The organism is Pseudomonas sp. NBRC 111140, from assembly GCF_001320885.1.
In the GTDB taxonomy this organism is placed as follows: Bacteria; Pseudomonadota; Gammaproteobacteria; order Pseudomonadales; family Pseudomonadaceae; genus Aquipseudomonas; species Aquipseudomonas putida_P.
In genome coordinates, this window is record NZ_BCBQ01000123.1 from 1 (window position 1) to 14,651 (window position 14,651).

Here is a 14,651-nt window from a genome sequence, read left to right on the forward strand (position 1 = left end):
GCCTTGCTGCATGCGCACCTGGCCGATGCCGCCGCAGGTCGGGCAGGTCGAAGGGGTCGAACCCTTCTTGGCACCAGAACCGTCGCAAGGCTGGCAGTTGACCAAGGTAGGCACGCGAATGCTGACCGTGGTGCCGCGCACCGCTTCTTCCAGGTTCAGTTCAAGGGTGTAGCGCAGGTCGCTGCCGCGCTGGGCACCGCCACGTCCGCCACCGCGGCCGCCACCGAAGAAATCGCTGAACACATCACCGAAGATGTCGGAGAAGTTGGCGCCACCGAAGCCGGCACCGCCGCCACCCATGCTTGGGTCGACGCCAGCGTGGCCATACTGGTCGAAGGCCGCGCGCTTGCTCGCGTCAGACAGCACTTCGTAGGCCTCGTTGGCCTCCTTGAACTTGTCTTCCGACTCTTTATCGCCCGGGTTGCGGTCCGGGTGATACTTCATCGCCAGACGGCGATACGCCTTCTTGAGGTCAGCTTCGCTGGCGCCGCGCTCGACACCCAGGACCTCATAATAATCACGCTTGGACATAGGTCATTTGCACCTTGTTAGGCGTCAGGCATCTGCGCCGCGCCGTCAACACCTGCCCACCCCCAAGGAGCGCTGACAGATGCTGTAAAAATTCTCGAATTCCAGATACGCCAACGCGGGAGCAAGCCCCCGCGCGGCGACATCCTACCAGTTCACCGGCAAACACCGGTGAACTGGCCGACAACATGCAACGATTACTTCTTGTCGTCGCCTTTCACTTCTTCGAACTCGGCGTCAACCACGTCATCGTGCTTGGCTTCCGGCTCGGCCTGCTGCGCGCCACCCTGAGGCTGTTCGGCCGACTGCTCGGCGTACATCTTCTGGGCAACCGGGGCAGAGACTTTGGACAGCTCTTCGACCTTGGCGTCGATTGCGGCCTTGTCGTCGCCTTTGACAGCGGCTTCCAGGGCAACCACGGCAGCTTCGATCGCGGTCTTCTCTTCAGCAGTGACCTTGTCACCGGCATCAACGACCATCTTGCGAGTCGAGTGCACCAGCGCGTCACCCTGGTTACGGGCAGCGGCCAGTTCTTCGAACTTGCGGTCTTCCTCGGCGTTGGCCTCGGCGTCACGCACCATGCGCTCGATTTCCTCGTCCGACAGACCGGAGTTGGCCTTGATCACGATCGACTGAGCCTTGCCGGTGGCCTTGTCTTTGGCGCCAACGTGCAGGATGCCGTTGGCGTCGATGTCGAAGGTCACTTCGATCTGCGGTACGCCACGTGGTGCTGGCGGAATGTCAGCCAGGTCAAACTTGCCCAGCGACTTGTTCTGCGCAGCCTGCTTACGCTCACCCTGCAGCACGTGAATGGTCACGGCGCCCTGGTTGTCATCGGCGGTCGAGAACACCTGCGACTTTTTGGTCGGGATGGTGGTGTTCTTCTCGATCAGCGCGGTCATCACGCCACCCATGGTTTCGATACCCAGGGTCAGCGGGCTGACGTCCAGCAGCAGTACGTCTTTCACGTCACCGGCCAATACCGCGCCCTGGATGGCAGCACCCATGGCAACTGCTTCGTCCGGGTTGACGTCCTTGCGCGCTTCTTTACCGAAGAAGTCAGCAACGGTTTTCTGCACCAGCGGCATACGGGTCTGGCCACCGACCAGGATCACGTCGTCGATCTTGCTGGCGTCGATGCCGGCGTCTTTCAGGGCGATGCGGCAAGGCTCGATGGTACGTTGAACCAGGTCTTCTACCAGCGACTCCAGCTTGGCGCGGGAGATTTTCACGTTCAGGTGCTTCGGACCTGTCGCATCTGCGGTGATGTACGGCAGGTTGACGTCGGTCGACTGAGTCGAGGACAGCTCGATCTTGGCTTTCTCGGCAGCTTCTTTCAGGCGCTGCAGGGCCAGCGGATCGTTCTTCAGGTCCATGCCGGACTCTTTCTTGAACTCGTCGACAAGGTAGTCGATCAGGCGCATGTCGAAGTCTTCGCCACCCAGGAAGGTGTCGCCGTTGGTGGCCAGTACTTCGAACTGATGCTCACCGTCGACTTCGGCGATTTCGATGACCGAAACGTCGAAGGTACCACCACCCAGGTCATAAACGATGACGGTGTGGTCGCCTTTGGCCTTGTCCATGCCGTAAGCCAGAGCAGCGGCGGTCGGCTCGTTGATGATGCGCTTGACGTCCAGACCAGCGATGCGGCCGGCATCCTTGGTGGCCTGGCGCTGGCTGTCGTTGAAGTAGGCCGGAACGGTGATGACCGCCTCGGTGACAGGCTCGCCGAGGTAGTCTTCGGCGGTCTTCTTCATTTTTTTCAGCACTTCGGCGCTGATTTGCGGTGGCGCCATGTCCTTGCCGCCGGCCTGTACCCAAGCGTCGCCGTTACCGCCCTTGACGATTTTGTATGGCACCAGCTTGATGTCTTTCTGCACGACCTCTTCTTCGAAGCGGCGGCCAATCAGGCGCTTCACTGCGAACAGGGTGTTGTGCGGGTTGGTCACAGCCTGGCGCTTGGCCGACTGGCCAACCAGGATTTCGCCGTCGTTGGCATAAGCCACGATCGAAGGGGTAGTACGCGCGCCTTCGGCGTTTTCGATGACCTTGACGTTACCGTTTTCCAGAATGGAGACGCACGAGTTGGTGGTCCCCAGGTCGATACCGATGATTTTGCCCATGTTAACTCTCCCGAAACTTGAATTTGGCGGCAGCGGCTACTTCGGCCAACTGCGGTAATACTTGATCGCTTGACACCTAGATGGGGATGCCCGGACTAATTTCAAGCCTTCTCGTCGATAGAAGGTTGCGGGGCAGCCGGCGCCTTGCTGACCACCACCATGGCGGGGCGCAGCAGGCGGCCATTCAGCAGGTAGCCTTTCTGGAACACGTTCAGCACGCTGTTTGGCTCTACTTCGGCGTTTTCCTGCATGGCCATGGCCTGGTGGTGCTCAGGGTTGAACGGCTGACCGTGCGGGTCGACAGCTTCGAGGTTGTAGCGCTTGAGGGTGTCCTGGAACATCTTCAGGGTCAGCTCGACGCCTTCACGAATCTGCTTGACGTGCTCGTCGTCGGCGCTGGAGTGAGCCAAGGCCAGTTCCAGGCTGTCGATCACCGGCAGCAGGTCGCTGGAGAATTTCTCGAGGGCGAACTTGCGGGCCTTGTCGACTTCCTGCTCGGCGCGGCGAATGCTGTTCTGCGCTTCTGCTGCGACACGCAGGGACTGATCCTTGGCGGCGGCCAGCTGCTCCTCGAGCTCCTGAACGCGGGCGCCGTTATCCACTGCAGCGGCTTCTTCGGCATTAAGGTCTTTCTCGTTCAGCTGATCGTCAGCCATGGGTTCTCTCCTCCGCAATTTCTGTAGTACGAGCAAAGCTCGCCGTGTCTGCCGGCTATATGGGGCCTGAAAAACCAGCTTCAAGGGGCAAGGTGGTTTTCAGGGCCGCAACAGAATCTGCCAAGGGGCATTGGCAGGCCTGAAAAAAGTACTGTATAAATAACCAGACCTGACTTTCGGGAGCCGCCCCATGCTGGTGCACCTGTCCATTCACAATTACGCCATCGTCGAGCACCTCGACCTCGAAATCGCCCGTGGCATGTCTGTCATCACCGGCGAGACCGGCGCCGGCAAATCGATCATGCTCGATGCCCTTGGCCTGGCCCTGGGCGACCGGGCCGACAGCGGCGTGGTGCGCCCCGGCACCGACAAGGCAGACATCCTCGCCACCTTCGACCTGGTGGACATCCCCGAGGCGCATGCCTGGCTGACCGAGCGCGACCTGGACAACGACGGCCTGTGCATCCTGCGCCGGGTGATCACCGCCGAAGGCCGCAGCCGCGGCTACATCAACGGCACGCCCTGCCCGCTTGGCGACCTTAAAGCGCTGGGCGAACTGCTGATCGACATCCATAGCCAGCACGAGCACCAGTCGCTGCTCAAGACCGACACCCATCGCCGCTTGCTCGACGAGTATGCAGGCGCGGTCGACCTGGCCCGCCAGGTACAGCTGGCGGCCAAGCGCTGGAACCAAACCCGCCTGGAGCTGGAGCGCCTGTCCAATTCCGGCGACGAGCAGCGCGCCCGCCACCAACTGCTCAGCTACCAACTGGAAGAACTGGACAACCTGGGCCTTGGCGAGCACGAACTGGAGCAGCTGGAACAGGAGCACAAGAACCTGACCAGCGCCGAAGCCCTGTTCGGCATCTGTCGCCAGGTCATCGACCAGTGCAGCGAGAGCGACTCGGGCAACGTGCTCAGTGCCCTCACCTCCTGCCTCAATCGTCTGGGTGCCGCCACCAACTCACCCAAGGCACTGGGCGAAGCAGCCAACCTGATCGCCAGCGCGCAAATCCAGGTCGAGGAAGCCGTGGGCGAACTCAACCGCTTCCTCGACAACTTCGATGCCGACCCGATGCGCCTGCAGGCCTTGGAAGAGCGCCTCGACACCCTCTATACGCTGGCGCGCAAACACCGCGTGCACCCCACCGAACTGCCTCACCTGCAGCAACGGCTGATGGAAGAAATCGAAGGCCTTAACGCCAGTGACGAGTCGATCGAGCGCCTGGGTGAAGAGCTTGCCGCCTTCGCCCAGCACTATAAAGAGAAGGCCCGCGAACTCAGCGGCCTGCGTCAGCAGGCAGCCCAGCAACTGGCGGGCGCCGTCGAACAGGAAATCCAGCGCCTGGGCATGCCTGGCGGTCGCTTCTGCATCGAGCTGACACCTAACGAGGGCTCCGACCTCTCACCCCATGGCCTGGAGCAGATCGAGCTGCTGGTCAGCGCAAACCCCGGCCAACCACTCAAAGGCCTGGCGAAGGTGGCCTCGGGCGGCGAACTGTCGCGTATCAGCCTGGCGATCCAGGTGATCACGGCACAGACCTCGCGCATCCCGACCCTGGTATTCGACGAAGTCGACGTGGGTATCGGCGGCCCCACTGCCGAAATCGTCGGCCAATTGCTGCGTCGCCTGGGCGAGCGTGGCCAGGTGCTGACCGTGACACACCTGCCACAGGTAGCAGCACAAGGGCATCATCACCTGTTCGTACACAAGGTGCGCAACAGTGATACCACCCACACCGCCGTGGCCAGCCTGGGCAAACGTGAGCGGGTAGAAGAAGTGGCGCGGATGCTGGGCGGCATCGACCTGACCAAAGAGTCCTTGGCGCATGCGCGCAAGATGGTGGTTTCCGGCAAGGCTTGATGCTGCTCTACCAGGCCAATGCTGTTGTTGTGAAAGCGACCTGCGTTGCCTTAAGACCCTCAGAAAGCACAAAGGCGACCCGAAGGTCGCCTTTGCTATTCATAACGATATAAATCGTTACTTCTTCTTACGCACGTACAGGACCAGATTGTGGTCCACCAGCTCGTAGCCATGCTCGGCCACGATTTCGCGCTGGCGCTTCTCGATTTCGGCATCCATGAACTCGATGACTTCACTGGTATCCACGTTCACCATATGGTCGTGGTGACCGCCATCGGCCAGTTCGAACACCGCGTGGCCGCCGTCGAAGTTGTGGCGAACCACCAGACCCGCCGCTTCGAACTGAGTCAGCACGCGATAGACGGTGGCCAGGCCCACATCTTCCCCAGCCTCCATCAGCGCCTTGTAGACATCCTCTGCACTCATGTGACGCTGCTCGGTAGAGTCGAGCATCTGAAGGATCTTTACTCGAGGCAGGGTCACCTTGAGACCGGCTTTGCGCAATTCGCTATTTTCAACCATGGTCAGCTTTCTCGCCGATGCTGCTTCGCAGCTTCTCTTAATACGGGTATGATCGGGGTTTACGTTGTCCAGCCAAGATAGTGGAAGTCGCCCACCGATGCAAAACACCAAGCTCTTGCTAACCAGCCTCACCCTAGTGGGACTGCTCGCACTCGCCGGTTGCTCGTTTCCCGGGGTTTACAAAATCGACATCCAGCAGGGCAATGTCGTCACGCAAGACATGATAGACCAATTACGCCCGGGAATGACCCGACGGCAAGTAAGGTTTATCATGGGCAACCCGCTGATTCAGGATACCTTCAACACCAACCGTTGGGATTACCTGTACAGCCTGCAGCCTGGTGGCGGTAAACGCCAGCAAGAGCGCATGAGCATCTTCTTCAACGAAAGCGACCAACTGGTCAGCCTGTCTGGCGACTTCATGCCGGGCGTAAGCCGCGACCAGGAAATCCTCGGCGGCAGCAGCGACACCACCGTCAGCCCAGCCACCGAGCCAGGCCAGGCCGAACAGCCGGCACCACAGCCGGTGGAAAAACCAGCCAAGCCTGGTTCGACCGAAGAGTCCATCCAGCGCGAAATCGATACCATCGAGACCACCCCAGTCCCGACGCCAGCACCACTGGAAACCCGGTAATCGCACAGCAGATACAAAAAAGCCCGGACCTGGTCCGGGCTTTTTTTTGCGCCTTATCCGTCAGGCATGCAATTGCTTGGCGCGCTGGCAGAAGGCGTCGACCAGGGTGTTGGCTGCCTGGTTGAACAGCGGCCCCAACGTGGCACGCACGATCGGCCCGGCATAATCGAAGGACAGGTCCAGGCTGATCTTGCAGGCTTTTTCACCCAGCGGTTTGAACACCCACACACCATGCAGCTGAGTGAATGGCCCCTCTTCGAGGTTCATCTCGATGGACTGCCCTGGCACCAGCACATTTCGCGTGACGAAGTGCTGGCTCATGCCGCCCTTGGCCACTTCGAGCTTGGCCCGCATGTGCGTGTCACTGGCTTCGATCACCGTCGAGGCCGAGCACCACGGCAGAAACTCAGGGTAGCTGGCCACATCGTTGACCAGATCGTAGAGCGCCTGGGCGGGGTATGGCAGCAGGGCGGAGCGTTGAATATGGGTAGTCATCCAGGCGTCACTTCCAAGGCTGGGTGGCGGCGCTTCGCAGCGTGCCGAAAACAGGTTCTGTGCGTATGACAGGGGTTGTATTGTCCGGTATTCATTCCGGTGGCTCAAGCACACCGAAATCCCATAGCGGACGACGCGCGGACTTGCCTATAATGCCGCCCCTATGGCTAAGCAAAAAAAACATCCGACCGGGACCATCGCGCAAAACAAGAAAGCGCGACACGATTACTTCATCGAACACAAGTTCGAGGCCGGGCTGGTCCTGTCCGGCTGGGAAGTAAAAAGCCTGCGAGCTGGCAAGGCGCACCTGACCGACAGCTACGTGCTGCTCAAGGACGGTGAAGCCTGGCTGTTCGGCAGCCACATCACCCCGCTGACCACCGCCAGCACCCACGTCATCGCCGACCCCATCCGCACCCGCAAGCTGCTGCTGAACAAGCGCGAGCTTGAGCGCCTGGAAGCGGCCGTGGCGCAAAAAGGCTACACCTGCGTGGCCTTGGCGCTGTACTGGAGCAAGCACCTGATCAAGTGCGAAATCGCACTGGGCAAGGGCAAGAAGGAGTTCGACAAGCGCGACACCATGCGCGAGCGCGACTCCAACCGCGAGCTGCAGCGGGCTGTGCGGAACAAGGGCAAGGAAGACTAGATCTTCTTTCGCCTGTTCGGCCCTCTTCGCGGGTAAAACCGCTCCCACAGGTATATCACTGCCCTTGAAGGCTGTGAGAACCCTGTGGGAGCGGGTTCACCCGCGAAGAGGCCAGCACTGCCACCACAAATCTCAACGCCCGCTACGCCGCTCTGCCCGCGCCACCCGCTGCGCCTCTTCGTGCGCCTCTTGCAGCACCTCCTGCACATACAGAATGTGCCGGCTGGACACCTCGCGCGCATCCTCCGCCCTGCCCTCGACAATCGCCAGGTACAGCTCCCGGTGCTGACTGATCAGCATGTCCCGGGTTTCGGTGCGCTGCTGGTACATGCCGCCAATGTTAGTCACCACGTTGCGCTTGAGCAGGTCGAACAACCCCCGAATGGTATGCAGCAACACTGCGTTATGGCTGGCCTCGGCAATCGCCAGGTGGAAGCGTGCATCCGCCGCGCCCTCCTCCGCCCGGGTCACTTCGTCGACCCTGGCATAGCAGTCCTGCAACACATCGAAGGCCGCCTTCAGCCGTGCTCGGTCAGGCTCGGTGGCTCGTTGGGCGGCATAGAAGGCACACGACGCCTCCAGGGTATGGCGGAATTCGAGCAGGTCACGCTGCGCTTCGGCACTGTGCTCGAGCAGCTGCAGCAACGGGTCGCTGAAGGTGGACCCCAGCGACTCGGCAACAAAATTGCCCCCGCCCTGACGGCTGACCAGCAGCCCTTTGGCCACCAGCTTCTGGATCGCCTCACGCAGTGACGGGCGGGACACACCAAATTGCTCGGCAAGGACGCGCTCGGCCGGCAGCCGCTGCCCCGAGGTCAGCGTGCCTTCCAGAATCATCCCTTCCAACCGATCGACAATGTCGTCGGACAGGCGCCGTTGGCGGACCTGATCAAAAACCATCACATGCTCTCCACAAACCCCCGGCAGATTTCAGGGGGCGCCTATTCTCGCCGATCCAGGACGCGCACACACCCATCAAGCCGCGATTTTCCCAGCGCATCAGGTGCCCGCTCATCGGCACGCGACCAAAGTTTTGCGCAGGACAAATTGACACACCCACGACAGCGCTTTTAACCTAGCGACCAGCCATTGTAAATTGGTCTTACCAATTATCCAATGCCAGTGCTGACCAACAACAATTAGGGGCCACCCCATATGCAAACCTGGCAACAACTCTATAGCCCGCTTGGTAGTCTTGGCCTGTCCGCACTGGCGGCGGTCATCCCCATCGTGTTCTTCTTCCTGGCCCTCGCCGTGTTCCGCCTCAAGGGCCACGTAGCCGGTAGCATCACCCTCGCGCTGTCGATCCTGGTGGCCATCTTCGCCTTCCAGATGCCTGTCGACATGGCCTTCGCCGCCGCAGGTTACGGCTTCCTCTACGGCCTCTGGCCCATTGCCTGGATCATCGTTGCCGCGGTGTTCCTGTACAAACTCACGGTCAAGAGCGGCCAGTTCGAGGTGATCCGCAGCTCGGTGCTGTCGATTACCGACGACCAGCGCCTGCAAGTGCTGCTGATCGGCTTCTGCTTCGGTGCCTTCCTGGAAGGCGCGGCAGGCTTCGGCGCACCGGTGGCAATCACTGCCGCGCTGCTGGTGGGCCTGGGCTTCAACCCGCTGTACGCCGCCGGCCTGTGCCTGATCGCCAATACCGCACCGGTGGCCTTCGGCGCCCTGGGCATCCCGATCATCGTGGCCGGCCAGGTCACCGGCATCGACGCCTTCCACATCGGCGCCATGACCGGCCGCCAGCTGCCACTGCTGTCGCTGTTCGTGCCGTTCTGGCTGGTGTTCATGATGGACGGCCTGCGCGGCGTGAAGGAAACCTGGCCTGCCGCGCTGGTCGCCGGCCTGAGCTTCGCCGTCACCCAGTACTTCACTTCGAACTTCATCGGCCCAGAGCTGCCAGACATCACCTCGGCACTGGCCAGCCTGATCTGCCTCACCCTGTTCCTGAAGGTCTGGCAGCCCAAGCGTTCGTTCAGCGAAGCCAAGGGCAGCGTCGGCGCCGCCGTGGTGCAGCCAAGCGGCAGCCAGCCTAGCCCGTACAGCTTTGGCGAGATCTTCAAGGCCTGGTCGCCGTTCCTGATCCTGACCGTACTGGTCACCATCTGGACCCTGAAGCCGTTCAAGGCAGCGTTCGCCCCAGGCGGCGCGATGTACAACTTCGTGTTCAACTTCGCCATCCCACACCTCGACCAGCTGGTGATCAAGACCGCACCGATCGTTGCCGCGCCGACCGCCATGCCTGCGGTGTTCAAGCTCGACCCGATCTCCGCCACCGGCACCGCGATCTTCCTCTCGGCACTGATCTCCATGGCGGTGCTGAAGATCAACTTCAAAACTGGTCTTACCACTTTCAAAGAAACCTTCTGGGAACTGCGCTGGCCGATTCTGTCGATCGGCATGGTGCTGGCCTTCGCCTTCGTCACCAACTACTCCGGCATGTCCTCGACCATGGCCCTGGTGCTGGCCGGCACCGGCGCTGCATTCCCGTTCTTCTCGCCGTTCCTCGGCTGGCTGGGCGTGTTCCTGACTGGCTCGGACACCTCGTCCAACGCCCTGTTCAGCTCGCTGCAGGCCACCACCGCGCACCAGATCGGGGTCAACGACACCCTGCTGGTAGCGGCCAACACCAGCGGCGGCGTGACCGGCAAGATGATCTCGCCGCAATCGATCGCCGTGGCCTGCGCCGCCACCGGCCTGGTGGGCAAGGAATCGGACCTGTTCCGCTTCACCGTCAAGCACAGCCTGTTCTTCGCCACCATCGTCGGCCTGATCACCCTGATCCAGGCTTACTGGCTGACCGGCATGCTGGTTCATCACTAAAGTGAAAGGGGCCGGGCGCCATCGCGCGCCCGGCACTCCCCACAAGCAACGCTGCGAGAATCCATGATCATTTCTGCCTCTACCGACTATCGCGCCGCGGCCCAACGCAAGCTGCCTCCCTTCCTGTTCCACTACGCCGATGGCGGCGCCTACGCCGAGCACACCCTGCGCCACAACGTCTCGGACCTGGCCAGCATTGCCCTGCGCCAGCGCGTGCTGAACAACATGTCCGAGCTCAGCCTTTCCACCCGCCTGTTCGACGAAACCCTGAGCATGCCGGTGGCCCTGGCCCCGGTCGGCCTCACCGGCATGTACGCCCGCCGTGGCGAAGTGCAGGCGGCGCGTGCGGCGGCCGCCCATGGCATCCCGTTCACCATGTCCACGGTGTCGGTGTGCCCGATCGAAGAAGTGGCGCCCGCCATCGACCGGCCGATGTGGTTCCAGCTGTATGTGCTCAAGGACCGCGGCTTCATGCGTAACGCCCTGGAGCGGGCCAAGGCTGCCGGGGTCAAGACCCTGGTATTCACCGTCGACATGCCAGTGCCCGGCGCCCGCTACCGCGACGCCCACTCCGGCATGAGCGGCAAGAACGGCCCGCTGCGCCGCGTGCTGCAAGCCATGACCCACCCAGAGTGGGCATGGGATGTCGGCGTGATGGGCCGCCCGCATGACCTGGGCAACATTTCCAAATACCGTGGCAACCCAACCGGCCTTGCCGACTACATCGGCTGGCTGGGTAACAACTTCGACCCATCCATTTCCTGGAAAGACCTGGAATGGATTCGTGAGTACTGGGACGGCCCGATGATCATCAAGGGCATCCTCGACGCCGACGACGCCCGCGATGCGGTCAAGTTCGGTGCCGACGGTATCGTCGTGTCCAACCACGGCGGGCGTCAGCTCGACGGCGTGCTGTCCAGTGCCCGCGCCCTTCCGGCGATTGCCGACGCGGTCAAGGGCGACCTCAAGATTCTGGCCGACTCCGGCATTCGCAGCGGCCTCGACGTGGTGCGCATGATCGCCTTGGGCGCCGACACCGTCTTGATCGGCCGCGCCTTCCTCTACGCCCTTGCCGTGCATGGCCAGGCTGGCGTGAAGAACCTGCTGGAGCTGTTCGAGAAAGAAATGCGCGTGGCCATGGTGCTGACCGGTGCCAAGTCGATCAGCGAGATCACCCGCGACTCGCTGGTACGCGAACTGGGCGCCTGACCGCCTGCAAGAACGACCGCCTGATTGACCCGGGGCATGTGACGCACAGACGCCACAGCCCCGCGAGGAGATTGCATGAGCCTGCCCGCCGCGTTCCTGCGTGATGCCGAGCGCCTGATACCCGCCGAACGCCGCTTCGACGACCCCACTTCCACCCTGGCCTTCGGCACCGACGCCAGCTTCTACCGGTTGATCCCCAAGCTGGTGGTACGCGTCGAGTCCGAGGACGAAGTGGTCGGCCTGATCAAACTGGCCCAGCGCGAGCGGGTGCCGGTCACCTTCCGCGCCGCCGGCACCAGCCTGTCCGGCCAGGCCATCACTGACTCGGTGCTGATCGTACTCGGCGACAGCTGGGGGGGTAAGGAAATCCGCGGCCAAGGCGAGCAGATCCGCCTGCAACCTGGCGTGATCGGCGCCCAGGCCAACGCCTGGCTGGCCCCCTTCGGCCGCAAGATCGGCCCGGACCCGGCCTCGATCAACGCCTGCAAGATCGGCGGCATCGTCGCCAACAACGCCAGTGGCATGTGCTGCGGCACCGCGCAGAACACCTACCACACCCTGGCCGGCCTGCGCCTGGTGCTGGCCGACGGCACCCGCCTGGACAGCGAAGACCCGGCCAGCGTGGCCGCCTTCGAAACCAGCCACGCCGAGCTGCTGGAGGCGCTGGCCCGCCTGGGCCGCGAAACCCGCGCCAACACCGCGCTGGCCGAACGCATCCGACACAAATACCGGCTGAAGAACACCACCGGCCTGTCACTGAACGCACTGGTGGACTACGACCAGCCGCTGGATATCCTGCAACACCTGCTGGTTGGCTCCGAAGGCACCCTGGGCTTCATCAGCGCCGTCACCTACGACACTGTGCCCGACCACCCGCACAAGGCCAGCGCCCTGCTGGTGTTCCCCAGCGTCGAAAGCTGCTGCCGCGCGGTGACCGTGCTCAAGCACCAGCCAGTCTCAGCCGTGGAACTGCTCGACCGCCGCAGCCTGCGCTCGGTGCAGAACATGCCTGGCATGCCGCTGTGGGTAAAAGGCCTGTCGGACAACGCCTGCGCCTTGCTGATCGAGTCCCGCGCCGCCAGCCAAAGCCTGCTGCACGAGCAACTGCAACAGGTGATGGCCTCGATCGCCGACTACCCACTGGAACAACAGGTGGACTTCAGCGAAGACCCGGCCGTGTACAACCAGCTGTGGAAAATCCGCAAGGACACCTTCCCCGCTGTCGGCGCTGTGCGTCAGACCGGCACCACAGTCATCATCGAAGACGTCACCTTCCCCGTCGAACAGCTGGCCGAAGGCGTCAACCGCCTGATCCAGCTGTTCGACAAGCACCGCTATGACGAAGCGATCATTTTCGGCCATGCACTGGAAGGCAACCTGCACTTCGTCTTCACCCAGGGCTTCAACAGCGCCGAAGAAGTCGCCCGTTACCAGGCGTTCATGGACGACGTGGCGCAACTGGTGGCGGTGGAGTTCGGTGGCTCGCTCAAGGCCGAGCACGGCACCGGGCGCAACATGGCGCCGTTCGTGGAGCTGGAATGGGGCCATGACGCCTACCAGCTGATGTGGCAGCTCAAGCGCCTGCTCGACCCCAACGGCATTCTCAACCCCGACGTGGTGCTGAGCGAAGACCCGGACATCCACCTGAAAAACCTCAAGCCACTGCCTGCCGCCGACGAAATCGTCGACAAGTGCATCGAATGCGGCTTCTGCGAACCGGTGTGCCCGTCCAAGGGCCTGACCCTCAGCCCACGCCAGCGCATCGTCATGTGGCGTGACATCAAGGCCAAGCAACGCGCCGGCATCGACACCCGCGAACTGATGCAGACCTACCAGTACCAGGGCATCGACACCTGCGCCGCCACTGGCCTATGTGCCCAGCGCTGCCCGGTCGGCATCAACACCGGCGAACTGGTGAAGAAACTGCGTAGCCAGGCCGCCGACCACAAAAAAACCGCCGACTGGCTGGCCGAACATTTCCACACCGCCCTGAGCGGTGCGCGCCTGACACTCACTGCCGCCAACACCGCCCGCAAGCTGCTGGGTGCCCCGCGCCTGGGCCGCTTGAGCGCCTCGCTGAGCAAAGCCAGCAAAGGCCGCCTGCCACAGTGGACCCCGGCCATGCCGCAACCGCTGCGCCCGATCAGCTTCGGCCCGGCCAGCAACGATGCCCGCCCCCGCGTGGTGTACCTGGCGGCCTGCGTTTCACGGGTGATGGGCCCGGCCTACGTCGACCGCGAACAAAGCTCGCTGCTGGACAAAACCCGCGCCCTGCTGGAAAAGGCCGGCTACCAAGTGGTGTTCCCCGACAACGCCGACAGCTTGTGCTGCGGCCAGCCGTTCGCCTCCAAGGGCTACCCCGAGCAGGCCGAACACAAGCGCCAGGAACTGATCAACGCCCTGTTGCACGCCAGCCGTGGCGGCCTCGACCCGATCTACTGCGACACCAGCCCCTGCACCCTGCGCCTGGTGCAAGACCTGGGCGACACCCGGCTGGACCTGTACGACCCGGTGCGCTTCATTCGCACCCACCTGCTCGACCGCCTGGAATTCACCCCCCAGGACGAACCCGTAGCCGTGCACGTGACCTGCAGCACCCAGCATCTGGGTGAAAGCCAGGCGCTGATCGACCTGGCGCGGCGTTGCAGCAAACAGGTGGTCATCCCCGAAGGCATTCATTGCTGCGGCTTTGCCGGCGACAAAGGCTTCACCACCCCCGAGCTGAACGCCCATTCGCTGCGCAGCCTGAAAGATGCCGTGCAGTATTGCAGCGAAGGCATCTCCACCAGCCGCACCTGCGAAATCGGCCTGTCGAGCCACAGCGGCATCGACTACCACGGCCTGGTCTACCTAGTAGACCGCGTCACCCGCCCCCGCAGCATCTGAAGGCTGGCACCTTCACCTTTGTAGGAGCGGCCTTGTGTCGCGATCGGGCCGCAAAGCGGCCCCACGATTTATGCACCCACGCTGACACCCTGGGGCTGCTTCGCAGCCCGATCGCGACACAAGGCCGCTCCTACACAGGTACAGCGCAAGCCCGGGCCAAGCACGGTCCAGTGGGAGCGGCTTCAGCCGCGAACACCGGCAAAGCCAGTGCCATCCCCCCCCTCTCATATCGCCCCGCCACCATCCCGATTGAACCCCCCCC

At 62.6% G+C, this 14,651-nt stretch carries 12 protein-coding genes; 6 read left to right on the top strand and 6 right to left on the bottom strand.

All coding sequences use genetic code 11. The features are described 5' to 3' along the window. The 3 genes from APH42_RS26295 to grpE all read right to left on the bottom strand — a co-directional run. A partial coding sequence (locus APH42_RS26295; protein WP_156352924.1) for a DnaJ domain-containing protein occupies nt 1-531 on the bottom strand: 531 nt, incomplete at its 3' end. A gap of 194 nt (nt 532-725) precedes the next feature. After that, complete coding sequence (gene dnaK / locus APH42_RS26300) at nt 726-2,651, bottom strand: molecular chaperone DnaK (protein ID WP_060494570.1); 1,926 nt, start codon at nt 2,649-2,651, stop codon at nt 726-728. Nucleotides 2,652-2,752: 101 nt separating this feature from the next. After that, nucleotides 2,753-3,307, bottom strand: a complete 555-nt coding sequence (gene grpE, locus APH42_RS26305; protein ID WP_012274256.1) for a nucleotide exchange factor GrpE — start codon at nt 3,305-3,307, stop codon at nt 2,753-2,755. Nucleotides 3,308-3,497: 190 nt separating this feature from the next. Between grpE and recN the strand changes: the two genes are divergently transcribed. Then, on the top strand, nt 3,498-5,171 hold the full coding sequence (gene recN / locus APH42_RS26310) for a DNA repair protein RecN (protein ID WP_012274257.1): 1,674 nt from the start codon (nt 3,498-3,500) through the stop codon (nt 5,169-5,171). 117 nt (nt 5,172-5,288) lie between these two features. Here the strand turns inward: recN and fur are convergent, their stop codons facing one another. After that, nucleotides 5,289-5,693, bottom strand: coding sequence for a ferric iron uptake transcriptional regulator (gene fur, locus APH42_RS26315; protein ID WP_012274258.1), 405 nt, complete (start codon nt 5,691-5,693; stop codon nt 5,289-5,291). 97 nt (nt 5,694-5,790) lie between these two features. On the opposite strand from fur, the gene APH42_RS26320 reads away from it, so the two are divergent. Continuing rightward, entirely contained in the window at nt 5,791-6,327 is a 537-nt protein-coding gene (locus APH42_RS26320; protein ID WP_012274259.1) for an outer membrane protein assembly factor BamE, read from the top strand. A gap of 60 nt (nt 6,328-6,387) precedes the next feature. Here the strand turns inward: APH42_RS26320 and APH42_RS26325 are convergent, their stop codons facing one another. Continuing rightward, nucleotides 6,388-6,822, bottom strand: coding sequence for a type II toxin-antitoxin system RatA family toxin (locus APH42_RS26325; RefSeq protein WP_012274260.1), 435 nt, complete (start codon nt 6,820-6,822; stop codon nt 6,388-6,390). Nucleotides 6,823-6,985: 163 nt separating this feature from the next. Between APH42_RS26325 and smpB the strand changes: the two genes are divergently transcribed. Further along, nucleotides 6,986-7,468: an SsrA-binding protein SmpB gene (gene smpB, locus APH42_RS26330; protein ID WP_012274261.1), complete on the top strand. Its 483-nt coding sequence runs from the start codon at nt 6,986-6,988 to the stop codon at nt 7,466-7,468. Nucleotides 7,469-7,600: 132 nt separating this feature from the next. On the opposite strand, the gene APH42_RS26335 is transcribed toward smpB, so the two are convergent. Continuing rightward, nucleotides 7,601-8,368 carry an FCD domain-containing protein gene (locus APH42_RS26335; RefSeq protein WP_060494571.1) on the bottom strand — a complete coding sequence of 256 codons (768 nt, stop codon included), beginning with the start codon at nt 8,366-8,368 and terminating at the stop codon, nt 7,601-7,603. Between the two features lie 255 nt (nt 8,369-8,623). Between APH42_RS26335 and APH42_RS26340 the strand changes: the two genes are divergently transcribed. From APH42_RS26340 to APH42_RS26350, 3 genes are all read left to right on the top strand, one after another. Continuing rightward, the gene (locus APH42_RS26340; RefSeq protein ID WP_012274263.1) at nt 8,624-10,294 is read left to right on the top strand and encodes a lactate permease LctP family transporter; all 1,671 of its coding nucleotides are present in this window, start codon (nt 8,624-8,626) and stop codon (nt 10,292-10,294) included. A gap of 63 nt (nt 10,295-10,357) precedes the next feature. Beyond that, a complete protein-coding gene (gene lldD, locus APH42_RS26345; RefSeq protein WP_012274264.1) occupies nt 10,358-11,503 on the top strand; it encodes an FMN-dependent L-lactate dehydrogenase LldD in 1,146 nt (381 codons plus the stop codon). Nucleotides 11,504-11,578: 75 nt separating this feature from the next. After that, nucleotides 11,579-14,389 carry an FAD-binding and (Fe-S)-binding domain-containing protein gene (locus APH42_RS26350; RefSeq protein ID WP_060494572.1) on the top strand — a complete coding sequence of 937 codons (2,811 nt, stop codon included), beginning with the start codon at nt 11,579-11,581 and terminating at the stop codon, nt 14,387-14,389. Nucleotides 14,390-14,651 lie beyond the last annotated feature (262 nt).

Coding starts and splice junctions, on each gene's coding strand:
- dnaK (WP_060494570.1), bottom strand. CDS start 2,651: ATGGGCAAAATCATCGGTATCGACCTGGGGACCACCAACTCGTGCGTC.
- grpE (WP_012274256.1), bottom strand. CDS start 3,307: ATGGCTGACGATCAGCTGAACGAGAAAGACCTTAATGCCGAAGAAGCC.
- recN (WP_012274257.1), top strand. CDS start 3,498: ATGCTGGTGCACCTGTCCATTCACAATTACGCCATCGTCGAGCACCTC.
- fur (WP_012274258.1), bottom strand. CDS start 5,693: ATGGTTGAAAATAGCGAATTGCGCAAAGCCGGTCTCAAGGTGACCCTG.
- APH42_RS26320 (WP_012274259.1), top strand. CDS start 5,791: ATGCAAAACACCAAGCTCTTGCTAACCAGCCTCACCCTAGTGGGACTG.
- APH42_RS26325 (WP_012274260.1), bottom strand. CDS start 6,822: ATGACTACCCATATTCAACGCTCCGCCCTGCTGCCATACCCCGCCCAG.
- smpB (WP_012274261.1), top strand. CDS start 6,986: ATGGCTAAGCAAAAAAAACATCCGACCGGGACCATCGCGCAAAACAAG.
- APH42_RS26335 (WP_060494571.1), bottom strand. CDS start 8,368: ATGGTTTTTGATCAGGTCCGCCAACGGCGCCTGTCCGACGACATTGTC.
- APH42_RS26340 (WP_012274263.1), top strand. CDS start 8,624: ATGCAAACCTGGCAACAACTCTATAGCCCGCTTGGTAGTCTTGGCCTG.
- lldD (WP_012274264.1), top strand. CDS start 10,358: ATGATCATTTCTGCCTCTACCGACTATCGCGCCGCGGCCCAACGCAAG.
- APH42_RS26350 (WP_060494572.1), top strand. CDS start 11,579: ATGAGCCTGCCCGCCGCGTTCCTGCGTGATGCCGAGCGCCTGATACCC.